Origin of the sequence: Thalassobium sp. R2A62, from assembly GCF_000161835.1 — a bacterium.
Classification (GTDB): domain Bacteria; phylum Pseudomonadota; class Alphaproteobacteria; order Rhodobacterales; family Rhodobacteraceae; genus Thalassobium.
In genome coordinates, this window is sequence record NZ_GG697169.2 from 2,355,764 (window position 1) to 2,379,990 (window position 24,227).

Sequence of the window (24,227 nt, forward strand, 5' to 3'; positions counted from 1 at the left end):
AGACTCTCCAATTTTCGGCACTGCAGCCAACGGCCGCTTTACGGCAATCTGACTACCCTACGATGCGAATTCGGGGTGCAAATATGCTTCTGGATAGGGCAATGGGCGGAGCGGTCCCAAGGGCACAACATTGTTCCAAGACCTGCCAAAGTAACCCTGTCGACAGTGAACCAATGAATTACTTTCAGCCACACCAGGCAACGCATACACGCGACAAAGCCAACGCCAAAGGTGGGGATAGTCCAGAATTTTGGCACCGTTCAGTTTCATCCGCACATAGTAAACCGGATCATGCCGGTAAAGCGTCGGGAAGAGGCGGAGGTCGGCCTCGGTGAATGCATCGCCCGCCAGGAATGGCCGATCATCTGCAGCAAGCAGCGTTTCCAGCTTTTCGAGTGTGTCGAAGTAAGTTGTAAAAGCAGCGGCGTAGATCGTTTGATCAGAGGAAAACCCAGCTTTGTATGCGCCATTGTTGATGCCGACATAAATCTGCTCGTTCAACGTATCGATCTCTTGACGCATCTGGGCATACTCATCGTCCAAAGGGTACAAATCGGGCCTGTTTTCGTTTGGGATCGAACTGCCAAGCGCATTGGCCTGTGCGTTCAGCATCCGAATGATATCAGCGCTTTCGTTGGTTACGATCCGTTTGGTTTTCTTATCATAAAGAATTGGGACGGAGGCTTCGTCAGACCCCTCAGCTTTGTAAATTTGCCGCGCGAGGCGAAAGCTCTGACCCGTTGCCGTCTCGCCTGTGCATTCAGGCAATGTCGTATCGGTCAGGGATGCGATGCGGGCAGGATTGAACTCCCAGCGGTTTGGTTCAATCGGGTCGTCCTGCCCTGTGCGACCGGGGAAAGCGACATCCATCGTGATACTATCCTGCAAGCCCAGCACGTTGCGCGCCAAAGTTACCCGATGGCACCAAGGGCAATTCAGCGCAACGAACAGGTGGTAGCGATTGGGCTCGGCCGGAAAATCCGGATGCTCACCCAACACAGATCGAAACCCGCTGACGCCGCGCACAAATTCGCCCCTGGCGCGTCGTGCAGCGGCGTTTGTTTGGGCCTCTTCAATGGATATTTTGGTCACTTCAGTCTCCTGCTTAGCCGCGCAAACGATGGTGCAGAATAATCGGCACCGCCAGCTCTTCTTCATCGCTCAAATGACGCTCTAGGAACGCCTCAATGGTTTGGGCAACGCCGTACAATTTACCAGCCTCTTCCCGTGCAGCGACTTCATCAAGCTGCACCAACTGAATGGTCCTGTTGGCCGTGCGGGTAAAGCTGTCCAAGACGATGTCCAATTCCGCATGGTCCTTTTCCAGAATTTCCAGACCAGCATCGAAACGGGGATCAGCGGCGGATAACTCCGGAAAGTAGGAATGATCCTCCCATCCGTGGTGCCCATGCAAATTTCCGACCAGCGCATTGCCACGATAAGACAGACGCCCAGCATAGTCTTGAGCGTCCGTGTCACCGTTCAAATAGTTTTCAGTATCTTTGCGCACCGAGGCACTCAGTTGGCGAAACATCCGGTGCGCGCCAAGCCAATGCTTGGTTTTTTCGTGGAAACCGGGATGTGCGTCCCATGTATCGCGCGGGTAGGCACGCAACAGGCTTTGCATCTCGGTCGGCATATCATCCGTGCGGATATCAAATTGGTTCAACATATCGTTTCTTTTCCCTGCCTAGATGGAGAGGGCCGGATGGCTTAAACCTGTCAACATTGCACACCAAACGTGCGTTTATCGATTAACCCCGGCAAACCGCACACCGCTGAGGTCTGCCATCTGTTTCTTCCACGTGGTGATGTCGCGGTGGGCGAAGTCGGACAGGCTGTTATGCCCACATGCCCTTGCCAAAACCTGCATCAGTTCCACCGACGCACCAAAATAACGAGCAAGTTTCTGCGCGCTGACCTGCACATCCAGTCGCGCGCGCAGTTCTGGTTTTTGGGTCGCAATGCCAACAGGGCAGTTGTTTGAATTGCACATCCGCGCAGCGATACAACCAACCGCCTGCATGGCCGCATTCGACACCGCAACAGCGTCCGCACCCAAGGCCATCGCCTTGGCGAAATCTTCTGCCACACGCAGGCCGCCTGTGATGACCAAAGTCACTTCAAGGCCTGTCTTGGCGTCTAGATGCGCACGAGCACGGGCCAAAGCAGGGATTTTTGGAACTGAGATATGATCACGGAAGATGAGTGGCGCGGCACCGGTTCCGCCGCCTCGACCATCAAAGATGGTATAGTCTGCGCTGGCCTCTAGTGCGAAGTCGATGTCATCTTCAATATGGTTGGCCGACAGTTTGAATCCGATGGGAATACCATCCGAGCGTTCACGCACTTCATCAGCAATTTTTTGGAAATCAGCGGGCGTGTGCAAGTCAGGGAATGTTGCAGGTGAGATCGCGCTTTGACCAGGCTCTAACCCGCGCACTTCTGCGATTTTGCCCTGTACCTTGCCGCCGGGCAGATGGCCTCCGGTGCCAGTCTTGGCCCCCTGCCCGCCTTTGAAATGGAATGCCTGAACTTTATCGACCAGCTCTGGCCTCCATCCAAAGCGGGCAGAGGCAAGCTCATAGAAATATCGCGTGTTCTCAGCCTGCTCTTCAGCCAGCATGCCGCCTTCGCCCGAACAAATTCCGGTTCCTGCCATCTCGGCCCCACGCGCCAGCGCAACTTTGGCTTCTTCGGACAATGCCCCAAAACTCATGTCTGAGACGAACAGTGGAATGTCCAAATGCAAAGGTTTCGCGGCGCGGGGTCCAATCGTCACCGATGTGGTAACACGCTGATCGTCCAGCAAAGGTTTGCGGGCCATCTGCGCGGGCAAGATTTGGATATCATCCCAATGCGGCAAGTCCTTACGCGGAACACCCATCGCGCCCATCTCACCGTGATGACCAAGATTTGACAGCCCATCTTTGGCCAGTGCATGGATGCGGGCGACTGTTGGTTCTTCTGGCGTTGGCGATACCGTCGGAACGTCATACTTGGGTTCAGGGGCATCATCTCCCGGTTTGAGGTCACCCAAGGACGCATGTGTCCCATCGCGAAACGGCGCATTGGCGCTGGCCTTGCATTGGCACAATGCGGCTGTCCCTGATTTTTCCGCCATAAACTTCAGGGGCGTGATGCCGCTCCCTGCGTGGGAGCCATCACAAAATGGCTGGCCTTTGGATTTACCGCATTGGCACCAGAAATAGTCTTTGCCTGCTTCCAAGTCGACTTTGGCTGAGGCAATTGCTGCAATAATGGGGACAGATTTTGTCATGCGTTTAACCTAACTTCGCTCGGTCGTGTAAGACGGTATAAGCGACCACTGGCCCCATCGGGACCACACGAGACGGGTTCACGGTTTCATGGCTACCGTAATAGTGGTTTTTGATATGCTCCATGTTCACCGTCTCCGCCACGCCGGGCTGCTGATAAAGGTCACTCACATAGCCCGAGAGGTTCGGGTAATCGGCGATCCGGCGGATGTTGCACTTGAAATGACCGACATAGACCGAGTCAAACCGGACGAGCGTCGTAAATAACCTCCAGTCAGCCTCAGTGATCTGGCTGCCGGTCAGATAGCGTTGTTTGGAAAGACGGTCTTCGAGCCAGTCAAGCGTTTCAAAGAGCGGAACGATCGCTTCTTCATAGGCATCCTGAGTGGTAGCGAAACCGGCCTTGTAGACGCCGTTATTGACTGCGTCGTAGATCCGGTGGTTCAGCGTATCGATCTCTGTGCGCGATTGCTCTGGATAGTAATCCCCGGGCGTTGCCCCGATCCCATCGAAAGCCGAGTTGAACATCCGGATGATCTCGGGAGATTCATTCGAGACGATGGTTTTGGTCTTCTTGTCCCAAAGTACCGGCACCGTGACCCGCCCAGAATAGTCAGATTTGGCGGCTGTGTAGACTTGATGAAGGTAGTCGGCACCGTTCACCGTATCAGGCACCGCACCATCGCCAGGCTGAAAAGTCCAGCCATTGTCAGCCATTAACCAATGTACGACTGAGATGGAAATCATGCTTTTCAGCCCCTTAAGGGAGCGGAAAATCAGCGCCCTGTGCGCCCAAGGACAAGCCAGCGAGACATAGAGATGATAGCGTCCGGCTTCGGCCTTGAACCCGCCATCGCCACTTGGGCCAGGGGCACCATCAGCAGTGATCCAATTGCGGAACTGCGGTGCCCTGCGCACGAACCGGCCGTCCGTTTCTTTGGTGTTGTACCATTGGTCGACCCAACGGCCTTCCTTAAGCATTCCCATGGATATTTCCTTTCAAAGTCGGGAGGGTCGCACGATATGCAGGTCCCCCTTTAATGTTTTGAGTCCGTTATCGGTTGGTGAGTTGGTCGCGGTGCGCGAAAACGACGATGCCTGCGAGCACCCCAAGCACCAATGCCGGAATCGCCGATGGACCAATGATGAACAGGTGAGCCAAAACAGCACCGATCATAGTGCAAAGAAGAAGGCCAGCGCCAAACACCTGACGGCCACGGAGCCAAAGCAGTGCCGCGCCGCCGATTTCAATCAGCCCTGTGACATATCGAAACCATTGGCCGAGGCCCACGGCATCAAAGGTTTGGACCATCATCTCGGCGCCAAAGAGTTTCGCCAAGCCTGCTGCGACGAAGGCGAGGGTGAGCAACACCTTGACGCCAAGTAAACCGAATTTCTGAACGTTTGGGGACATTGTATTCATTCCATTTGTAAGGGAGGGGGGTAGCGCGGCGAAGCCAGGGTCATGCGTTGGCTTCGCCAGCATAGTGTTACTGAAGATCGCTATACGCCGCGGGGATGGATAGAGTTTTCATCTTCTTCACTCCTTTGGCGTTGCGCCTAACCAAGAAATAGGGGGTTCACAAGATTATAGCGAGGTGCATAAATATGAACATGTGGTTCTAAAATGGAGAACGATTATGGGCCAGATAGAAGACCTTCGCATCTTCGGGATTGTCGTCGAAACCGGTGGCATTTCGAAAGCAGCCAAAAGGCTGGGGATCGCGAAATCGGCTGTGAGCCGTCGCATATCCCTGTTGGAAGAGAGATATGGCGCAATTCTGATCGACCGTACTCCGGGTGTTTGGGAGCTGACAGCGACGGGAAAAGAGCTTTATCAGCGCGCACTGCAAGTGGTCGGCGAGATGGATGGAATCGAGGCGGATTTTGTAAACACCTCGGCGAACCACTCGGGCCCGCTTTCGGTCTCTGTGCCTCGAGAATTCGGGATCAACTTCCTGAGCAATGCCCTTCTGGCTTTCAAAGCGAAGTTTCCCGAAATTCAATTAACGATCGATTTCGATGACCGCTCAATCGATCTGGACAGGGAAAATTACGATTTTGCCATCCGAATCACTGGCAATATAATCGACAGTGCTGGTGCAACCCGAATAGGCACGGTTAATCATCGTCTGTTTGCCGGTTCACAATATTTTAAAACCCATGCTATGCCGACATGCTTGGATGATCTGCGCGATCACAACCTGCTGTATTTCGGGAGCGCGCGCCGCACGGTCTGGCACTTCAGAGATGCAAAAGACAAACATCAGGAATTGGAGTTTGAGCCCTTCTTGAATTCGAACAGTGGGACGTTCCTGCTGAAGGCAACAATCGGCGGCCATGGTATAAGCCGGTTGCCAGATTTCATCGCTTCAGAGGCGGTTCCACAAGGCGATCTTGTCGAGGTCCTGCCCGATCTCGTGATGCCGGAATGGGGCATATTTCTGGTTCATTCCGAGAAGCGTCTGCTTAATCGACGCATGCGGCTATTTTCTCAGATGATGACAAAGGTATGCTTGGCTGGCTGAGTGGGAACTTTCTGGTCCAAGAGTTAAGACTGTTGGTAAGCTCGAGATCGCTGCAGTTCGGTCTCTTTCTGGGAAGCAGCCATTGGTCACATTTAGCCTAAAGGCCGGTTTGTCCGCTGAGCAGACCTCAGCCACTGGCTCCACGAAAGTCCGATTTTGGATCAAGTCACAAACCTCAACTCTGATCTGATAAATAAAAACGGGACCACTTTTAGGACCAATTTCCATAAAGAGAAATTCTCTCACCCACTATGATTGCTTGATAATCCTACGTGTTAGGTGTCCTCTCCCGGGCACCAAAATCAAGCGTAAAATTCAATGTACGTTGATTTTCTGAGCTTTCAGACGTCAGAAACTCGGATCTGCCCCACAATCTGCCCCACAGAGCAATCAGTGGTGGCCATGATCGGTTTAGACGGATGTTGCATGGACCTGATCCAACGCGCGGATAATCCGGTTACTCATGTCCGTAAGCCGGGGTCCGTAGAGTTTGAGGGCGTTGCTCATGGCAATATTCAGCCGTGTTTCTCGATCGAGAAGGTCGACGACTGCGAACGGCACCGATATCATGGAGCCGACAATCCTGCTCAGCATGACGACGATCGTCTCCGGCGCCGGATCTAAATGATCAAACAGCCCAACCAGCTCTTCGACGGCGTCCCGCGCTAAGGCATCGTCCAAACAGTCGCAGACATCCCAAAGTGTGTGGCATTCACGCTCAAAGAATTTGCGAGCGTCGTCGACGGCAGCTCCAAGAATATCTTCACAGGGTTTTTTATTGAGATATTGAATGTTCATGGTGGTCTCCATTGCGCGGACGGACGACGTGCAATCCGCGCGTTCGATTATCATCGATGTCGTCAAGCAACCCTCCCTGATCCTAGGCACTGTCTGGCTTCCTCGTCGGTTTTGGGTCTCGCAAAAGGGGCCCAAACTGACGAGGAAGCCATGCGCCTGTATGTCTGTCTCCCATGCTTTTTTTCTGCGCCGATTTTCATTGGGAGAGGTCGAGGAGAGGGCTCACCCTTTCCTCGTTGCGCGGGGCGCGAGCAGCGGGGGTTTGGGGGAGAGTGCGGAACGACTTCCCCAGCCTGTCAGGAGACGCCAGCGGGTGCAGGGGGAGTGGCGAACGACAGCCCTGCCGCCGTCCGCGCAGGACCGCCTCCCCGGGGTCAGGGGCCCTCGGAGAGCCGCGCGTATTGAGCCCCGAAGGGGCGTCTCGCAATACGCATAGTCGGTCTCTAAGAGTATTGAACCGCCGCTTTCGCGGGTCGCTCAATCCGCTGCTTAACTAAACACAGATGAGCGATGACCCCTCAAAGTCAAAACGCCTTCTGTCTCAAACTATATGATGACGGACACGCCCTAGCAGTACCTAGCTTGTCTCAACCTTTGCCTTGCGCCTGACGGTTCAAACGAGCGGTAGCGGCCACCAGAGTAACGGCGACAATCCAAAGCATGACCATTGGCAACTACGATTACCCCAATATCACTCCACTGCCCATCAACATCGATGTAACAAACCCCGACCCACCTATCGTAGGTTCTCTCGCCATTCAGAGAGCAAGCGACTGTCTCGCCCCTAAGCAACCTCTTCATGAAGTTGGTGGCGTCTTTGCCTGCTCGCGTGGAGTTCTCAGGGGCATCAATTCCGTTCAGTCTAACGGGAGTACCAGCGACAACGATTGTGTCTGCATCTCTAACTCTTGCTGTCCCCGAAACCTCACGGGCATGAGCCGTATCCATGGTCAAAACCAAGAGGGAGAAAGCTAGTATAAGTCGGAACACAATCACCTCTTAAATAAGCTCGGAACAACTGTACACGATTTGAAAGCACAGCTGTGAACACCACGCAAGATACATCCAGTGGTTGAAGCACGTTTTCAAGGGCTCGTTGGTGACAGCCCGGGACAGGACAAGAGAAGTTGCATGAATACATGCTACAAAAGAGCTTTAGCGCCGAAGACCGCTTAATCTACGAGAATTGCAGTCATTTGATTGGCTTTAATAGCTGTTGGCCCATAGCGAAATGAACAACAGTCCCAACCAAATATTTCCCGCAGTCATACCATTGGCGCTACTGGCTAAGGCGTACGTTAACCTGACGTCTTAAGGCGCAACCCGTGAACACAAAGCTATCTGCGCCGACGGTTCTCATGAGAGAATCCGATGAGGGGGGGTTACAATGCCATTATGGGAGGGTGTTTTTGCAACTGGCGTGGGTGGTAAACGTGGGTGCAAAAAATCTCAGGGAGCCATCTAACCCGTAGCCGTTGACACATGCTGACAACCTATGTGGAAGACAGAAAGCTAGCATTACGATACCGTGGACTAAGCAAATACTCAAAAACCCAATAAGGAGAACTAAAATGCTGCGGAAATTGGCTCTGTTTGCGATTATGATCGCGTCTGCAAAAGAAGCAGTCTCTCAGCCCATGCAACTAGAGTATCGACAAGACATAGAAATGTATCATCAAGATTGGACAATTAAGTACATACAAAATGACCTCTACCCTTACGACAAAGTTCTATATATATTTGGGGACGGTAAACTGGGAGCATTTGCTGGGCTGCTAGATATGAACTGCGCAACACCAAGAAATTCGAGTTGGATTTGGATTGGTGCGGGATACACAACAAGAGTACCAGCAGATGTCATAGACCTAGCTCGGAAAGTGTATTGCTGAAGCGCGAAGGACTTACGTGATTCTGACGTCTTAGGCGCACCCCATGAACACAAAGCTATCTGCTATATCTAGCATGTATCCCGTCACGGGCTTTGAGACAGAGCGGCAGTTTTGCTTAACGAGAGTTTTCGGTTCATCGTAATCCTTGAAATGATACGAGATGAGAACGAAGACAGGGCTGAATGGATCGGCCGACAAACACGTTAAAGAGATCAAGCGCAAGACGCGTCGGCAATTCTCTGCGCAAGAGAAGATCCGGATCGTTTTAGATGGCTTGCGAGGAGAGATTTCGATCTCTGAGCTTTGTCGTCGCGAAGGGATTGCCGAGAGCCTGTATTACAATTGGTCAAAGGACTTCATGGAGGCCGGAAAGAAGCGTCTGGCTGGCGATACAACCCGCCAAGCAACATCCAGCGAAGTCACGGGCTTGAAGCGTGAGGCACGCGATTTGAAAGAGGTTGTTGCCGAACAAACGTTGGAACTGCGTCTTCTCAAAAAAAGCATGCTCTGGGATGGGGGCGACCCAGAATGAGATATCCTGCATCAGAAAAGCTAGAGATCATCAGGCTGGTCGAGGGATCACATCTGCCTGTCAAACGCACGTTGGACAAGTTGGGCGTATCGCGCCCAACTTACTATCGGTGGTATGATCGATACTTGCAGCGTGGAGAGGCCGGTCTCGAGGATCTCAAATCTCACCCCGGTCACGTCTGGAACAGCATTCCGGACAAGGTGCGCCAGGCAATGTTGGATATGGCATTGGCAAGGCCAGAACTAAGCCCATGAGAACTGGCTGTGACCTTCACCGACGAGCGCAACTACTTCATCTCTGAAGCCAGTGTTTATAGGCTTTTGCGATCCCACGATCTGATCACCAGCCCAGCCTTCATTGTCATGAAAGCGGCGAGTGAGTTCCGGGACAAGACCACGGCACCCAATCAGCTTTGGCAGACAGACTTCACTTATCTCAAGGTCATCGGTTGGGGTTGGTTCTATCTCAGCACGATCCTTGATGATTACAGTCGTTACATTATCACGTGGAAGCTTTGTACCGGCATGGCTGTATCGGACGTTCAGGACACGTTGAACCAAGCTTTGGAAGCAACAGGGTTGGATCAGGCAAATGTGGTACATCGTCCCCGCCTGCTGTCCGACAACGGACCATGTTACATCTCGGGTGATCTAGCTGAATATCGGGAAGACAAAGATATGACGCACACTCGCGGCGCGCCTTATCATCCGCAAACGCAGGGCAAGATTGAGCGATGGCACCAGACATTGAAGAACCGCATTCTGCTGGAAAACTACTTCTTGCCAGGTGATCTCGAAGCGCACATCGCGGCCTTCGTCGGACATTATAACCAACAGCGTTGCCACGAGAGCCTGAACAACGTCACACCCGCCGATGTTTACACAGGCAGAGGCCACACAATCCTGCTTGAACGGGAGAAGACAAAAAGGAGGACCATGAAGCTAAGGCGCTTGCAGCACGCTAAATCCGCTGCTTAACTAAACACAGATGAGCGATGACCCCTCAAAGTCAAAACGCCTTCTGTTTCAAACTATATGATGACGGACACCCACCTACCTTGCGTAACTCCACGGTAGCACAAAGCCAATCTCCGAAATGAACAACGACGAAATGTTCTCTGCGATCAAGGCAGGACGGTTCGACAGGAAACAATAAACAAGACAACTGACATCAAGACCGCTCGATCGGTCGAGCTTGCAAACCTGTCAGTCACCTCTGAGGGCATCACTCTGGCACCCCAGACCCAGGCCCGTATCCTCACGCAGATGTCCCAGTTCCGTGACTGGTGTGTTGGTGAAGGGGAGCTAACAGCAAACCCCTGGGAGGCCCTTAAGGTCAAAGGTAGGCCAGAGGTCCATCCCCATGGTGTGCTCACGGATGAACAGGTCAGCCTCCTCCTCAGTGCCAAGGACCGGCTGCTGCACAGTGCCATCCTCTTCGGGCTGCTCACGGGTATGCGCTCTGGTGAGCTCTGTGGGCTCATGGCTGAGGATATCGCAGCCAAGGGGAACCTAGGACGCTTCATTAGCATCAGGCCCAATGCGGTGCGGTTGCTGAAGTCTAAGGCTGCTGAGCGGGAGGTGCCACTGCATGGGGTTCTCGAGCGGCTGTTGGATACAGTGTTGCCGAAGACTGGCAGGCTGTTCCCGCACCTCACAGTGGACAAGGTTGTGAAACGGTATGCTCACCTGCGCAGGCAGCATTCAGAACTGCACAGCACCGTATTCCACTCCACCCGCAAGTGGTTAATCACCAAGTGTGAGCGCACAGGGGTGCCAGAGCACTTCACTGCAACTCTGGTCGGGCACCAATCAGCGAGGTCGGCTAACAAACTGACTTATGGGCTGTACTCTGCAGGGATCTCTGATGCTCAGAAGTGGGAGATTGTTGAGGGGGTCAGAGTGCCTGATCTGTGAGAATCGACTTTGAACATAAAGCCGATGACGCCGCCCCATGTCCCTTGTTAGACAGGGGGCGGCGGGGACAAAACTCCCTATTGAACAACCGAAATGATCACGAAAAAGACACACGAAAGGCACCACGTAATGCCATCAACCAGGTAGGCCGAACTCTCTCTTAGCATAAGCCCCCATTGGCACCAAAAACCCTGACGACGGACATTGATCTTTGACTTAGAAGCTAACAGACAGCTTCATACCAAGCGTCGTAACCGAGCTGTCACCGAACGTGACATCATCGCTGCCACCCGATGCACCATCACTGCCATACCAAGTCGCAGAATCGTAATTGCGGTGAGAAACACCACCCGAAATGGCCATGCCGTTGTTAAATGTGTATTTACCGCCCAAGGAAATCGCAGTTGATCCACCCGTTGGCGAAAGTAAGCTAGCGTCATCGCCATCACCCGTGTCCATGCTGGCAGAAAGCGACGCCGAAAAACTATCCGAGAATTTATGCCCAACACCCAAATTATATGTCGTTGAGTCGTCAAAGTCAGACAGTTGCGCGTTGCCATAGGCTGCAGACATCTCAACTTGGGCATCTTCCCATTTCGCGTGACGGATTGAACCGAAAACCAAAGTGTTTGCCGCAACACCTGATTGGAATTCCAACATGAAAACTTCTGGAGTTTTGATTTGGCCTGGGCCGGTAGCCACGCCACTGGGTTCCGCAATCACGTCTGGATTAAACGTCGCTTCGGTTTCATATGTCCCAACAACACGCAACGCTATTTCGGGGATTTCATACGAAGCACCAACGATAAAGTTTGTGTCACTAGCGCGTACCAGTGAAACATTGCCGTCCACTGGTCCGTTCGCCGACAAAGGTACAGAAACATCAGCCGTCCCGCTAACCGATTGGTATTTCAGGCCAGCAATCGCAGACACACGATCTGTGATCTTATATCTACCCATTACTGTAAAAGCCGTTGAGTCTAAATTTGCGCGCAAGCTAGAAATAGCTGCATAGGGACCGACGCCAGTTGCAAAATCATCATAATCGATATCAACACCAAATGGGTTGTTGTTGGATGAAATGGCGACAGACAGTTTGTCATTTAAATCGGTTTTAAAACTAAACTGAGTTGTCGTAAAACTTTGGGTGACGTTCATGCCCCCATCGATAAGGAGTGAAGGGGTTGCGTTGGGTCCGACGGATGGCGTGGTCGAAGCATATGAAAGCTCTGCATAAGATCCTTTTTCAAACAGCGTACCGGTGCCGGTCGTTGCGCGGTCCATGCCGCCAGCTGTCGCCATTGAGGTCGTTGCCAGCAGGACAGTAACTACTGAGTTGATTTTAAGGTTCATAATCTAATTCCCGAAGCTAAAGTGCTCGCGTAATCATCATGCTCTCGGATGCTGACATGCGAATGTGTTCAGTACGTAAATAGGCAAGCTGCGAAGGTGCGCGTCAAACAATACCTTACGTAAGTCAGTATTCCTTTGAGTTTTGTTGCTAAAATAGCAAAGCCATTTTATCGTACGAAAACTCTACCCAAAGCTTTGCATTGGCACCCACCAAAACCTTGCAGGCAGTTGTGGAACTGCCTGCTGGCTTGCCTAGGTCAACAACAAGATACCAACCTGATTACCAACCAGTTTAAGCGGCAGCGCCTTCTAGATCTCGTTCTGCTTACCAACATCAGCCGTTGCACGCACTTCATCGACATTCCGTCAACTTCGTCGCTCAGCACCCATTCTATGGACGCCCATGTTCAAGCAACACGGCTGTGGTATTGCGTGAAGAAGTATGTGTCAGATCAAGACAGCCAACCCGTGGAAAATGCTGAGGGTCAAAGACAGGCCCGAGGTTCATCCCCATGGGGTGCTGAGTGATGAGCAGGTGAGCCTCCTTCTCAGTGCCAGGGACAGGGTGCTGCATCCTTCCACTGCTCTTCGGGCTCCCCACAGGCATGCGCTCTGGGGAGATCTGTGGGCTCATGGCAGACGACATTACCAACAAGGGCAACCTGGGGCGGTTTGTCAGTATCAGGCCCAATGCGGTTAGACTGCTGAAGTCCAAGGCAGCTGAGCGGGAGGTCCCACTGCACGGAGCCCTGGAAAGGTTGTTGGATATCACGGTTCCAACGTCTGGCAGGCTGTTCCCGCACCTCACAGTGGACAGGGTTGTAGAGCGGCATGCAAAACTAAGGCAAAGACATCCAGAGCTGCGCGGGACCGTGTTCCACAGCACCCGCAAGTGGTTCATCACCCAGTGTGAACGCACAGGGGTTCCAGAGCACTACACCGCAACTCCGGTCGGGCATCACTCGGCAAGGTCTGCCAATCAGCTCACCTACGGGCTGTACTCGGCGGGGATCTCTGATGAGCAAAAGCGGGAGATCGTCGAGGGCATCAGGCTGCTTCAGGCATAAAACATGCATAAACCCAGACCCCGTCCGGCTTCCCTTCGCGGGTGGCCAGGCGGGGGTATGGCGCCTGATTTTTTTGGGGTGAGAGGAGGAATTAAGCTGGTGCGGACAAACCGGACAAACAGGTTAGGCGCACGAAGGTCTGCTATTGGGACTGCACACCCTTGATAATCTATGCATCTCTTTTGCCCGACGCCATCAACCACCAAGCAAGTAGCGGAAAACCTACCAGCTCAAACGTCAGTGACGGGGCAACGGCAGCACTAAATAGGACCTCAGTGTCCATGCCGCTCAGTCGAAACAGTCCCGCGATTGCGATCATGACCGACAGAATGATCAGTGTCGGGCGCAACCTGTGCAGTACAAAGCCGCCGATCACGAACACAGCACCGACGGCGAACCAGACGCCGCCGATGAACCGAATGTGGCTGTCATGAGCATGAAAGGTTGACACATCCGTGATCGCAACAAAATCGCGCGTCGATTGCCATCCCAGTGTCTTAATTCCGCCCAGGCCGATATTCAGTCCCAAAAAGATAATGGCAGCGCCAATTATCAAAACAACCGCGTTCAGTAAGTTTGTCTTGTTCATGTCACTTTTCCTCAATGCATACCCGATGGGTGATTAATATTTGGCACGCGTTCTATATTATTGAGATCTTACCAAAGCAAGTATTAAATGGTACGCGTACCAAAATAAACTTGAAAGGGCCCAACCATGGCTAGCACCGCTGGCAGGCCAACCCGCAGCAAGGCTGCAATTCAGGAGTTCCGATCAAAGATTGGGAAGCACGCGCTTGAGATTTACCGAGCGGAGGGCTTCGGAGCGGTTTCAATGCGCCGTTTAGCCAAGGAGGTCGGCTGCGCCCCGATGACAATCTATGCGCATTTCGAGGGCAAGACGGATATTCTAAGATTCCTTTGGGCAGACGCACTCAGGGACATGTCTCATGATATCGAGAAAAAGCTGAAATCGGTCGTTGAAGCGCGTGAACGGTTGCGGGCCGCTGCGCAAACCTTTGTCGACTATTGGATTAATCACCCCGATCATTTTCGACTTGTCCTTATGTCTAGCGATGTGACGCAGGCGGATGTCAGTACGTTCATTATGGACGAAGGTACATTGGCACACTTCTTGATGTTTTCGATGCTGATTCAAGAAGTTCTTCCGGATGAACTTGAAACTAAAGTGAGGACCGACACGCTCTTATCCGGAATGATCGGTATCGCTCTTTGTGCGAATACGATCCCCGATTACCCTTGGGCTGACGCGACATCAATGACCGAGTAGTTACTATCGAGCATCATTGCGTAAACCAACTCGCAATTTGAGGAAAAGCTGACTTTCGTTCATCTCGCAGCATCGGTTATTCTGAGCTCGAAGCGGACCTTCGCTGCAAAAAACCACCAATGTCCAGTTTGGGGAGCAAGCCACAAATCGTCACTCTGACTGAACGCATAAATTGGGACCGCTTTTGGGACCACTTTGTCAGGTTTGGGACTAAAATAGTCAGTCCTGAGAGACTCTTTTGACTTGAACCAGGTCACTCTGGGCGCACAGTGCATAACCATGAGTGATGATGTGCCCCTAAAACTCCCCCGCTATGTTTTTCGCCGGAGCAACGGTAGCTTTCGCTATAAGAGGAACGTCCCAGAGCGGCTTAGACACCTCATAGGTAAGGCCACCTTGTATCGCCAGCTGGGGGACAGCTACCGAGATGCCATGCAGGCCCTACCCCTGGTGCATGCCAGAATCGAAGCCTTGCTGAGCGATGAAGCCGACAAGTCAGCCCGAGAGCGCAACTTAGAGATCATCCATGGAGCGCTGGGCCATGAGGTCGCCGAGATGGTGCTGGCCGAGACTGTTCCTGAGTACTCGCCCATTGAAGATGCCCTGAATGCGTGGTCTCCCTCGCCCGACAGCATCACCGATTGTAGCGGTTCAAAATTCGCAGTCCAGCCGCAACAAAGTAATGGAAGCCAATGTCCGCAATGCGGGCTGTTGGCGCGGCATTCATATAACTAAGCAGAATAAAGAATTAGGGGGTGTCCGCATATTGTGTTGGGTCGTTTCGTCATCACACAAATGGACCAATCTTCTTCTGTGAACACCACGGAGGAAACCCATTGCGCGCCCATGACTTTCGACGTCTCCTCTATGCACTCGGAGATTTGAATCCGGCTCAGATCGAGCATACTCAGACGATGATTGCGGCTCTTCGACTGAAAACGGAAGCGATCTCAGAGATTGAAGCGCGTGTAGGCCCTGAAAGCCCATGCCCCTCCTGTGGTATTGAACACCGACAGAAGTGGGGAAGAACGCGCACTGGCATTCAACGCTACCGGTGCCAGGGGTGTGGAAAAACCTACACGGGCCGGACAGGCTCTGTCATAGGGCGCATCCACAAGCCCGACCTGTTCATGGCTGCGATAAGGATTGGTTTCATCTTTAAGCCTCTAAACAAAGTTGATGTACTTGTTGAACGGCATCTCGCGGATACGTTGACCGGTCGCAGCAAAGATTGCGTTGCCCAACGCCGGTGCAGACGGTGGGATAGGCGGTTCACCAAAGCCACGAATTTTGGGGTTGTTTTCTAGCGCTCGGAATTCAATCGGCGGACATTGCCAAATGCGCATGCCCTCGTGAGCATGATAGTTGGATTGCTCAACCATCCCATCGGAATACGTGATCTCGCAATTGATCGCGTGACCAAGACCAAAGACAGTTCCACCCTGCGCCATACTCTCTAGGTTTACAGGATCAATGACCTTTCCAACATCCGCGGCCATCCACACTTTTTCGAGTTTGATGCCGCTGTCAGTGTTCACGACCTCGACAACTGTCGCCGCAGCCACCCCAAAGGAAAAGCCGTAAGCCACACCACGCCCGCGACCGTCGCCCAGATCAGAGCCATTCCAACTGCACATCTCGCCCACAGCCTCTAGAACTTTGACCGATACATCATGTCCCATCAGGCGAATGCGTTCTTCTAGCGGATCAGCGCCTGCCGCATGGATGGCTTCGTCCAATAGTGTCTCGTAGATGAACACGTTCGGACCCGCGCCAACGGCACGCCACGAAGAAACGGGCGCCAACTCTTCTGTCAGGTAAGACCGCACGCGCAGGTTAGGTAGATTGAACATTGGTGCATCCCACGCGCCTTCGTGCAATTGGGTGTCCGGTCCAGGAAGACTGAAACCTATTCGTGACATTTGGGACCGCATGACCGATTGCCCAGCAATCTGGACGTCCAATGCGTTGACCTTGCCGTCTTTGATCTTGGCTACGCCGCGCCCCATTGTGATGTGACGGGGGAAGTCATGAGCAAAATCTTCCTCTCGTGAATAAGTCATCTGCACGGGGGTGCCGCGCATCTGGATCGCAATCTCAGCCGTTTGTTTAATAAAGTCGAATTCCAGCCGGTGACCAAAGCTGCCACCCATGAACATATTATGCAGGTGAACGTTTTCCTGATCCACACCTGTGATCTCTGATACGATCTGTTCTACGAACATCTGAATTTGGTGACCCGTCCAGATATCAACCCGATCTTCGGTCACCAACATCGTTGCGTTCAGGGGCTCCAGTGGCGCGTGTGCGATGTATGGCGAGCGGTACTCGCCGGATACTTCTTCACCTTCAGCAGCGTCGACATCACCCTCGACGCGAGCTTCGGCATTCAGATGCTCATCGTCAAAAATTCCTGACAATACGTCCCAGTGTTGGTATTGTTCTGCCGGATACGGGGCTTTGCCCCATTCGAACTCGATCGCATTGGCAGCTTGGATCGCGCGCCATGTGTTGTCGGCGACGACAGCCACTCCGCCGGTGATCTCGAGAACTTCCCGCACGCCCGGCATGCCTAATGCGGCCGACGCATTATAGTCGTTCATGGCTCCGCCCTGACGGGGGTTCACTTTGATGGTCGCGAACAACATATCCTCGGTTCGATAATCGATCCCATAGGTCAACGTACCAGTCGACTTCTGAACGATATCGACACGCTCCATCGGCTTGCCAACAATCGTCCAATCCTTGCTGTCCCGCAGTGCAACGTCGGTCACGGGCTCAATCGTTGCAGCGACGCCTGCGAGGGACGTGTACGACAGTTCAGTGCCATCAGGTAAAATGACTGCGCCATGTGCTGTCTTGAGTTGGCCCACTGAAACGCCAGATTGTTTCGCAGCGGCGAGCTTCAGCGTCTCGCGCGCGCAGGCGCCAGCTTCTCGTAGTTTTTCATAAACATCGGGCGTGGCAGACGATCCGCCCGTCACCATCATAGGCAGGGCAAGTTTCGCCATACCCCCCAAAAAGCCACGCACCCGTTCAGCCGTTGGGCTAACATCGTACATAGGAAAACCGGCCATCGCATCAATCGAGGCTCGGTTGAAATATGCTTTGTCCGGAATGCCAAAGCTGACCTCGACTTGGTCAAGATCAACATCCAGTTCTTCCGCAATCAACGCGGCTTGGGCCGAGAAGATTCCCTGCCCCTTGTCAGCATGTGTCGCAATCAGAGTAATCTTGTCACTGTCGACAATAACCCATGGGTTAAAGCTGGCGGTCCCATCCAGAAGATCGTCGAGGTTGGGATTATCGAATGGCCGCTTCGCAGCATAGACGCCAAACGCAACGCCACCAGCCATTGCTGCAGAACCGGTCAAAAACGTCCGGCGTGCGATTTTTCCAATACTTGGCATCGCTTAAACCTCCTGCATCTTTTTGGCGGCGGCATGAACCGCTGCACGAATGCGCGGATACGTGCCACAACGGCACAGGTTCCCTGACATGGCGGCATCAATGTCATCATCTGTCGGGGCTGGATTGAAATCTAGAAACGATGCGGCCTGCATGATTTGACCAGACTGGCAGTAGCCGCACTGGGCCACTTGGTTCTCGATCCAAGCTTCCTGAACGGCATGTAAGCTTTCAGGCTGACCCAGACCTTCGATCGTAGTGATTACTCCACCCGCGACGTCCCCCACAGCAAGCTGACAAGACCGAACAGCCATTCCATCAATATGCACGGTGCAGGCGCCACACTGGGCAATTCCACATCCATATTTTGGTCCAGTAATGTTCAGCTCGTCTCGAAGAACCCACAAAAGAGGCATCTCCGGCTCGACATCTACGTCGTGCTCGGTTCCGTTGACGGTCAGTTGCATGAGCTGCCTCCCTATTCGATTTGAAGTGAATGTATGAGTAGGTTTGAACAATGTGAACTTACGTGTCGCGCCAAAGTTATAGCATTTCGCGCCAAATCTTCTTGTCAGACTAGAAATAGGACACCAAAATCTGACATCTACGAACGCAGAATGCGTGGAGAGTGAGAAATGGCGACCCGTTACCCAATTGGCGATGCCATCGAACAATGCGCAACTCTTCTTGGAATTTCGCCAGAGCGCGTCATGCGTCGCGTCGGACCGTCTGCGTCGCTATCTTCGGATCAAGACATCAACGTGAGTGCCAAAAAGTTCTTCCAGATTTGGGATGCAATCCGCGCAGAAGCTAGCCAACCAGGTGTCGAGATGGAACTAGCAATGGCCTATGCGCATGGCCCATTCATACCTCTGATCTTTGCATTTTCGTGCGCGGAAACACTGGCGCTCAGGCTCGGGCGGTTGTCCGATTTCAAACCGCTCATTGGACCAGTGGACATGGTTATAACTCGTCCAAACAAACAACTTCATATGGTGATGCCCCCATTTGAAACCGGCTTGGCCATGCCAGCAAGCATGGCGTTGTTTGAATTGCTCTACATTACGGAATGCGCGCGAACGTTCACTGGAACTAACGCCACGCCCTTAGCCACCAGTTTGCCAAGCTTCATCGAATTAGATGACGCGATCCTCGAATGTCTGGGTGCAGCCCCTAAGACGACAGATGTCCTTAGCATGACCTTTTCAGCAGAAGACGCTGATCTACCGCTCATTACGCGCAGCCAGTCGCTGTGGGAGACGTTAGAACCTGACTTTCTGGAACAGATAGAGCAGCGGGTGGGGACCAAGACGATGTCAGAGAAGATCAAACATGCTCTGGCCGAGTCGCTTCCGAGTGGCTCAACAAACGTCGAAGACATGGCGAAACCACTGAACCTATCAAAACGCAGTCTGCAACGGCGGCTAGAGGAAGAGGGTACAAGTTTTTAAGAACTGCTGAATGAGACCGGTAGCGATATGTCTCAGCGCTATCTCAGAGAGAGCGCACTGAGCGTACCAGAGATTTCTTATCTGTTGGGCTTTCGGGATACGTCCTCGTTCTTTCGGGCGTTCCAAGGTTGGACTGGCCTGACCCCTGGGGATTTCCGCAACTCTGCCTTGGAAACCTGAGTGCCAAACTTAGCCAAATGCACGTCTCCAAGTTCTACAAGGCTTGCAAGTTCCCGCTACTAGTACTCACGAAAAATGCAGCGCAAATAGTGCATGCCAATGATTTCGGAACGAACTTGGCCTGATCCGCTCTGACCTCCCTACCCTCGAATGTGCAGTGCGCTTGTGTTGGATTGAGGCGACACCATTGTCCTAACGCGACAAAGTCCGTATTTGAGCTTAAACCAACCGAAAAGGGCGCATCATGGCAAACCATCTTTATCAAAACGATTTGCCCGACGGACTAGATCTGGGACCTGTGGTCGCAATCGATTGTGAAACGATGGGATTGAACCCACACCGCGACCGTTTGTGCGTGATCCAGATGTCGGGCGGCGACAGCAATGCGCATATAATCCAAGTCTCCAAGGGTCAAACTGAGGCGCCCAATCTCACTGCCATGCTGACGAACCCAGATGTCCTAAAGCTCTTCCACTTTGGCCGCTTTGATATCGCTGCGATGCAAAACGCGTTTGGTGCGGTGACAGCACCCGTTTATTGCACAAAAATCGCATCCAAAATGGTGCGGACATATACGGACCGTCACGGGCTCAAAAACCTACTTCAGGAATTAATTGGTGTTGATATCTCCAAGCAGCAACAATCCTCGGATTGGGGTTCTCAGACGCTGACAAATGCCCAGTTGGACTATGCCGCGTCTGACGTTCTGTACCTGCACAAATTGCGCACCGAATTGAACGCGCGCCTTGTTCGCGAGGGCCGGATGGAGATGGCGCAGGCTTGTTTTGACTTTCTGCCGATGCGCGCGCAGCTCGATCTCGAAGGCTGGCCTGAAATTGACATATTCTCGCATTAATCACGGGGCATGTTAGCCATGACCGATCGCCGAACTTTTCTCGCCACTGCGCACCGTGTCATCACGGACGAAGCCGCAGCCCTGACCACGCTTGCGGACGGGTTAGGCGAAAGCTTTGCTGACGCTGTCGAACTGATGTTGAACACCAAAGGTCGCGTGATCGTCAGTGGCATGGGCAAGTCAGGCCACATTGCACGCAAGATCGCTGCAACGCTCGCCAGCACGGGAACGCCTGCACATTTTGTACACCCTGCAGAAGCGTCACACGGCGATCTGGGCATGATGACCAAAGACGACGTCGTCCTAGTCCTGTCTAATTCCGGTGAAACACCCGAGCTTGCCGATCTGATCGCGTATACGCGTCGGTTTGGAATTCAAATGATCGGCGTCGCCAAGGCAGCCAATAGCAATTTGATGCGTCAGACGGATGTCGCCCTGATGTTGCCTGATATGGGCGAAGCCTGCGGCACCGGCACAGTGCCAACCAATTCAACATCAATGACACTCGCGCTTGGTGATGCGCTCGCGATTGCACTGATGGAGCATCGCAGCTTTACACCTGAAAACTTTCGAGATTTCCACCCCGGCGGCAAACTCGGGGCGCGTCTATCCAAAGTGCGTGACCTGATGCACGACGGCGCGGCTTTGCCGACAATCGCCTTTGACAGCCCAATGAGCGATACACTGCTTATGATCAGTCAAAAGGGGTTCGGGGTGGTTGGCGTCACCAATGCTGATGACTACCTTGTTGGGATCGTGACCGACGGCGACTTGCGTCGGCACATGGATGGCTTACTAGGGATGACAGCGGGTGAGGTGATGACAAAATCACCCACCACAATCGGACCTGATGCACTAGCCGAAGCTGCGGTGGCTGTGATGAACGAACGCAAAATCACCTGTCTGTTTGTTGTGGATCCTGATGGGTCTCAGCGGGCTGTCGGTATATTGCATATTCACGACTGTCTGCGCGCTGGCATCGCCTAAGAGCACTAGGCATGGACGATAATTCCTATTCCCAATTTGTCGGATGGATGAAAATCATCCTGCCCCTCGCGGCATTGGGCCTATTGTCGACTGTGTTTCTATTCGCTCGCGCACCAGATTCTGGATCAGACATCCCTTATGCGGATGTGGATGTCGAAACCTTGGCCGAAGAACAACGGATCAATGCACCCAACTACTCTGGCGTTGCTGACGATGGCGCCACGATCAAGATTTCCGCAACCAGCGCCAACGCCGACCCGAACAACGATCAAACCATTGAGGCAACCAAAGTTGCCGCACAAATCATAACCGTCGAGGGTGAAACGATCGATATCTTAGCGTCGCAGGGTACCGTCGATAGTCAGGCCCAAACGGCGCGATTGTCTGGGCTTGCTCGGATCATCACATCGACAGGCTATGAAATGGAAACCAATGGCGTCGACGCCGACCTAGAATCTGGACTTTTTGAAACAACGGGTCCGGTCGAGGCGCGCGCGCCGTTTGGCACATTATCTGCGGGCCGGCTGGTCATTGAGCCTGCAACCGCCGACACCAACACACAGGTGGTTTTCAAAGACGGTGTGAAACTGATATACACCCGTCAACCATAAGGATTTGCCACTGTGATTTTGCGCGTTGTTTCCATTGCTTTGCTGTTTTGTCTGCCATTTGCAGTCTCAGCACAGGGCACCAACATCACCTTGGGCGGGATCAACGCACAACCTGATGCACCGGTCGAAATTAGCGCCGACAATCTAAACATCGATCAGGACAGCGGCCGCGCTGTCTTTAGTGGCAATGTTGTCATCGGTCAGGGCGATTTGCGTCTGGCCGCGGGAACTGTCCAAGTGACCTACTCAGATGAACAGGGCAAGATTTCTGCACTGAACGCGAGCGGCGGGGTGACGTTTGTTACCGAGTCTGAACAGGCCGAAGCCGCGAGTGCAGTTTATGATCTGGATGGCGAACAACTTACACTTTCGGGCAATGTGCTTTTGACCCAAGGTGCGAGCGCACTGACCGCAGACAAGATGACAATCAACCTTTCGACCGGCAATGCTCGGATGGAGGGCCGCGTGCGCACTGTATTCGAACAGGGCGACAATTAATGTCGAAACCCAATCTGACCATTGCCTCCGGCCCAGCCGGATTGCAGGTAAAATCCCTGCGCAAGAGCTATCGCAAGCGGCCTGTGATCCGTGACGTAAGTCTCGAACTAGGTCGAGGTGAGGTCGTCGCTTTGTTGGGGCCCAACGGTTCAGGCAAGACCACCTGTTTCTATTCAATCGCAGGGCTCGTCACGCCAGAAGGTGGACAAGTCATGATCGAGGGACGTGATGTAACCACCCTTCCGATGTATCGTCGCGCAAAGTTGGGGATCGGCTATCTCCCGCAGGAAATGTCTATCTTTCGCGGCATGTCTGTCGAAGACAACATCACATCGATCCTAGAAATTGCCGTACCGAACCGCACAAAACGTCGCGAACGGCTAGAAGAGCTGCTGTCAGAATTCTCCATCGAACATCTGCGTCGCGCCCCTGCGATGGCGCTGTCAGGAGGTGAACGGCGTCGCGCCGAAATCGCGCGTTGTTTAGCGGCTGGCCCAAAATATGTGCTGTTGGACGAACCATTTGCTGGGGTCGATCCGATTGCTGTCGGTGAAATCAGAACTCTTGTGGCTGAGCTGAAGACCCGTGGAATCGGGGTTTTGATCACCGACCACAATGTTCGTGAGACCTTGGAAATTGTCGACCGCGCCTACATCTTGCATGATGGCAAAGTATTGATGTCCGGAACCACTGATGAAGTTGTACAGGACGAAAACGTTCGTCGCGTTTACCTCGGACAGAACTTCAAAATTTCCTGATCCGCCCACTCAAGACTTGAAATGCATTGACAGGTGGCCCTGTTCTGACGTCGAATAGACGGAATGAGGGCCCGTTTGCATATTGCGTTTTCCGGCCAGACCCAGCGGTCTGAGGGTACGCAAACACAACCCGCAAACAGCATTCATTCATCCCGTTAACCACCTAATGACACTAATACCGATAGGGTTGTTTGGTGGTTTCCTTAATATCAGAACGGAGAAAAGATGCGCTATCAAATCACTGGAAAACAGATCGATATTGGCGAAGCACTGCAAACACATGTGCAAAACGAATTGGGGGCGATTCTAGAGAAATATGCTGGCCGACCGACGGACGCCAATGTTGTGTTTTCCAAGAGCGGGCATGAATTTGTCTGCGAGGCTACGGTTCACCTCTCGACGGGGCTCACTGCTCAAGCCAAGGCGCATGATACTGAAATCTATGCAGCTTTTGATAGTTGCGGCGAAAAAATGGACAAACAACTCCGCCGTTACAAGCGCAGGCTGAAGGACCACCACAAAGAACGGTCGCAACCAGTTGAACTTTCCGACGCAGGGTCCTATATCCTCGCCGCATCGGAAGAAGAAAATGGGTCCGAGCCCGAGAGCCTTAATCCCATGATTGTGGCCGAAATGGAGACAAAGATTCCGTCTTTGTCCGTCGGTGAAGCGGTTATGCAGATGGAACTCGGGAATGCGCCCGTTTTGGTGTTCCGAAACGAACGACACAGTGGTGTTAACGTGGTATATCGTCGGGACGATGGGAATATCGGTTGGATCGACCCACGTAACGCGAACAGTTAGACCGGCACACTCCGGTCCGAGGGGA

At 53.0% G+C, this 24,227-nt stretch carries 25 protein-coding genes and 1 pseudogene; 15 read left to right on the forward strand and 11 right to left on the reverse strand.

Annotation, left to right across the window (positions count from 1 at the left end):
• Window positions 1-57 precede the first annotated feature (57 nt).
• The 5 genes from TR2A62_RS11705 to TR2A62_RS11725 all read right to left on the reverse strand — a co-directional run bounded on the left by TR2A62_RS11705 (window position 58) and on the right by TR2A62_RS11725 (window position 4,692).
• On the reverse strand, window positions 58-1,092 hold the full coding sequence (locus TR2A62_RS11705) for a glutathione S-transferase C-terminal domain-containing protein (RefSeq protein ID WP_009159618.1): 1,035 nt from the start codon (window positions 1,090-1,092) through the stop codon (window positions 58-60).
• 13 nt (window positions 1,093-1,105) lie between these two features.
• Window positions 1,106-1,672: a hemerythrin domain-containing protein gene (locus TR2A62_RS11710; protein ID WP_009158611.1), complete on the reverse strand. Its 567-nt coding sequence runs from the start codon at window positions 1,670-1,672 to the stop codon at window positions 1,106-1,108.
• Window positions 1,673-1,747: 75 nt separating this feature from the next.
• Window positions 1,748-3,280 carry a glutamate synthase-related protein gene (locus TR2A62_RS11715; RefSeq protein ID WP_009157582.1) on the reverse strand — a complete coding sequence of 511 codons (1,533 nt, stop codon included), beginning with the start codon at window positions 3,278-3,280 and terminating at the stop codon, window positions 1,748-1,750.
• Between the two features lie 4 nt (window positions 3,281-3,284).
• Window positions 3,285-4,265, reverse strand: coding sequence for a glutathione S-transferase family protein (locus tag TR2A62_RS11720; protein WP_009160231.1), 981 nt, complete (start codon window positions 4,263-4,265; stop codon window positions 3,285-3,287).
• Between the two features lie 67 nt (window positions 4,266-4,332).
• Entirely contained in the window at window positions 4,333-4,692 is a 360-nt protein-coding gene (locus tag TR2A62_RS11725) for a DoxX family protein (protein ID WP_009159232.1), read from the reverse strand.
• Window positions 4,693-4,918: 226 nt separating this feature from the next.
• Here TR2A62_RS11725 and TR2A62_RS11730 point away from each other — a divergent pair, with 226 nt between their 5' ends.
• A complete protein-coding gene (locus TR2A62_RS11730) occupies window positions 4,919-5,806 on the forward strand; it encodes a LysR family transcriptional regulator (protein ID WP_009159897.1) in 888 nt (295 codons plus the stop codon).
• Between the two features lie 411 nt (window positions 5,807-6,217).
• Here TR2A62_RS11730 and TR2A62_RS11735 read toward each other — a convergent pair whose 3' ends face one another.
• Both TR2A62_RS11735 and TR2A62_RS18190 read right to left on the reverse strand, forming a co-directional pair.
• Window positions 6,218-6,604, reverse strand: a complete 387-nt coding sequence (locus TR2A62_RS11735) for a hypothetical protein (RefSeq protein ID WP_040820678.1) — start codon at window positions 6,602-6,604, stop codon at window positions 6,218-6,220.
• A gap of 567 nt (window positions 6,605-7,171) precedes the next feature.
• Entirely contained in the window at window positions 7,172-7,552 is a 381-nt protein-coding gene (locus TR2A62_RS18190) for a thermonuclease family protein (protein WP_083791064.1), read from the reverse strand.
• A 623-nt stretch (window positions 7,553-8,175) separates the two neighbouring features.
• Between TR2A62_RS18190 and TR2A62_RS11745 the strand changes: the two genes are divergently transcribed.
• The 3 genes and pseudogenes from TR2A62_RS11745 to TR2A62_RS11760 all read left to right on the forward strand — a co-directional run bounded on the left by TR2A62_RS11745 (window position 8,176) and on the right by TR2A62_RS11760 (window position 10,941).
• Window positions 8,176-8,493: a hypothetical protein gene (locus TR2A62_RS11745; RefSeq protein ID WP_040820682.1), complete on the forward strand. Its 318-nt coding sequence runs from the start codon at window positions 8,176-8,178 to the stop codon at window positions 8,491-8,493.
• Between the two features lie 160 nt (window positions 8,494-8,653).
• A pseudogene (locus tag TR2A62_RS11755) lies at window positions 8,654-10,002 on the forward strand (IS3 family transposase).
• Between the two features lie 288 nt (window positions 10,003-10,290).
• Window positions 10,291-10,941: a tyrosine-type recombinase/integrase gene (locus TR2A62_RS11760; protein ID WP_223296107.1), complete on the forward strand. Its 651-nt coding sequence runs from the start codon at window positions 10,291-10,293 to the stop codon at window positions 10,939-10,941.
• Between the two features lie 216 nt (window positions 10,942-11,157).
• Here the strand turns inward: TR2A62_RS11760 and TR2A62_RS11765 are convergent, their stop codons facing one another.
• Window positions 11,158-12,294 (reverse strand): membrane protein involved in aromatic hydrocarbon degradation, encoded by a 1,137-nt coding sequence (locus TR2A62_RS11765; protein WP_009158818.1) that lies wholly within the window; start codon window positions 12,292-12,294, stop codon window positions 11,158-11,160.
• A 632-nt stretch (window positions 12,295-12,926) separates the two neighbouring features.
• On the opposite strand from TR2A62_RS11765, the gene TR2A62_RS11770 reads away from it, so the two are divergent.
• Entirely contained in the window at window positions 12,927-13,361 is a 435-nt protein-coding gene (locus TR2A62_RS11770; RefSeq protein ID WP_223296108.1) for a hypothetical protein, read from the forward strand.
• 169 nt (window positions 13,362-13,530) lie between these two features.
• Here the strand turns inward: TR2A62_RS11770 and TR2A62_RS11775 are convergent, their stop codons facing one another.
• The gene (locus TR2A62_RS11775) at window positions 13,531-13,950 is read right to left on the reverse strand and encodes a DUF4345 domain-containing protein (RefSeq protein WP_009158570.1); all 420 of its coding nucleotides are present in this window, start codon (window positions 13,948-13,950) and stop codon (window positions 13,531-13,533) included.
• Between the two features lie 126 nt (window positions 13,951-14,076).
• Between TR2A62_RS11775 and TR2A62_RS11780 the strand changes: the two genes are divergently transcribed.
• The gene (locus TR2A62_RS11780) at window positions 14,077-14,649 is read left to right on the forward strand and encodes a TetR/AcrR family transcriptional regulator (protein WP_040820686.1); all 573 of its coding nucleotides are present in this window, start codon (window positions 14,077-14,079) and stop codon (window positions 14,647-14,649) included.
• A gap of 279 nt (window positions 14,650-14,928) precedes the next feature.
• Window positions 14,929-15,384 (forward strand): hypothetical protein, encoded by a 456-nt coding sequence (locus TR2A62_RS11790; RefSeq protein WP_050761084.1) that lies wholly within the window; start codon window positions 14,929-14,931, stop codon window positions 15,382-15,384.
• A 431-nt stretch (window positions 15,385-15,815) separates the two neighbouring features.
• Here the strand turns inward: TR2A62_RS11790 and TR2A62_RS11795 are convergent, their stop codons facing one another.
• On the reverse strand, window positions 15,816-18,059 hold the full coding sequence (locus TR2A62_RS11795) for a molybdopterin cofactor-binding domain-containing protein (protein ID WP_009158424.1): 2,244 nt from the start codon (window positions 18,057-18,059) through the stop codon (window positions 15,816-15,818).
• 3 nt (window positions 18,060-18,062) lie between these two features.
• Window positions 18,063-18,524 (reverse strand): (2Fe-2S)-binding protein, encoded by a 462-nt coding sequence (locus TR2A62_RS11800; RefSeq protein ID WP_009157629.1) that lies wholly within the window; start codon window positions 18,522-18,524, stop codon window positions 18,063-18,065.
• 168 nt (window positions 18,525-18,692) lie between these two features.
• Between TR2A62_RS11800 and TR2A62_RS11805 the strand changes: the two genes are divergently transcribed.
• The 8 genes from TR2A62_RS11805 to hpf all read left to right on the forward strand — a co-directional run bounded on the left by TR2A62_RS11805 (window position 18,693) and on the right by hpf (window position 24,202).
• Window positions 18,693-19,508 (forward strand): AraC family transcriptional regulator ligand-binding domain-containing protein, encoded by an 816-nt coding sequence (locus TR2A62_RS11805; protein ID WP_009160440.1) that lies wholly within the window; start codon window positions 18,693-18,695, stop codon window positions 19,506-19,508.
• A gap of 27 nt (window positions 19,509-19,535) precedes the next feature.
• A complete protein-coding gene (locus TR2A62_RS18195; RefSeq protein WP_009159936.1) occupies window positions 19,536-19,688 on the forward strand; it encodes a helix-turn-helix domain-containing protein in 153 nt (50 codons plus the stop codon).
• A gap of 244 nt (window positions 19,689-19,932) precedes the next feature.
• Window positions 19,933-20,544 carry a ribonuclease D gene (locus TR2A62_RS11810; protein ID WP_009158279.1) on the forward strand — a complete coding sequence of 204 codons (612 nt, stop codon included), beginning with the start codon at window positions 19,933-19,935 and terminating at the stop codon, window positions 20,542-20,544.
• Window positions 20,545-20,562: 18 nt separating this feature from the next.
• Entirely contained in the window at window positions 20,563-21,531 is a 969-nt protein-coding gene (locus TR2A62_RS11815) for an SIS domain-containing protein (RefSeq protein ID WP_009160265.1), read from the forward strand.
• An 11-nt stretch (window positions 21,532-21,542) separates the two neighbouring features.
• Window positions 21,543-22,142 carry an LPS export ABC transporter periplasmic protein LptC gene (gene lptC / locus TR2A62_RS11820; protein WP_009158961.1) on the forward strand — a complete coding sequence of 200 codons (600 nt, stop codon included), beginning with the start codon at window positions 21,543-21,545 and terminating at the stop codon, window positions 22,140-22,142.
• Window positions 22,143-22,154: 12 nt separating this feature from the next.
• Window positions 22,155-22,640, forward strand: coding sequence for a lipopolysaccharide transport periplasmic protein LptA (lptA, locus tag TR2A62_RS11825; protein WP_009158632.1), 486 nt, complete (start codon window positions 22,155-22,157; stop codon window positions 22,638-22,640).
• Window positions 22,640-23,398 carry an LPS export ABC transporter ATP-binding protein gene (gene lptB, locus TR2A62_RS11830; RefSeq protein ID WP_009157323.1) on the forward strand — a complete coding sequence of 253 codons (759 nt, stop codon included), beginning with the start codon at window positions 22,640-22,642 and terminating at the stop codon, window positions 23,396-23,398. The genes lptA and lptB overlap by 1 nt, the downstream gene beginning before the upstream one ends.
• Window positions 23,399-23,623: 225 nt before the next feature.
• Window positions 23,624-24,202 (forward strand): ribosome hibernation-promoting factor, HPF/YfiA family, encoded by a 579-nt coding sequence (gene hpf, locus TR2A62_RS11835; RefSeq protein ID WP_009159377.1) that lies wholly within the window; start codon window positions 23,624-23,626, stop codon window positions 24,200-24,202.
• The last annotated feature ends 25 nt before the right edge of the window (window positions 24,203-24,227 follow it).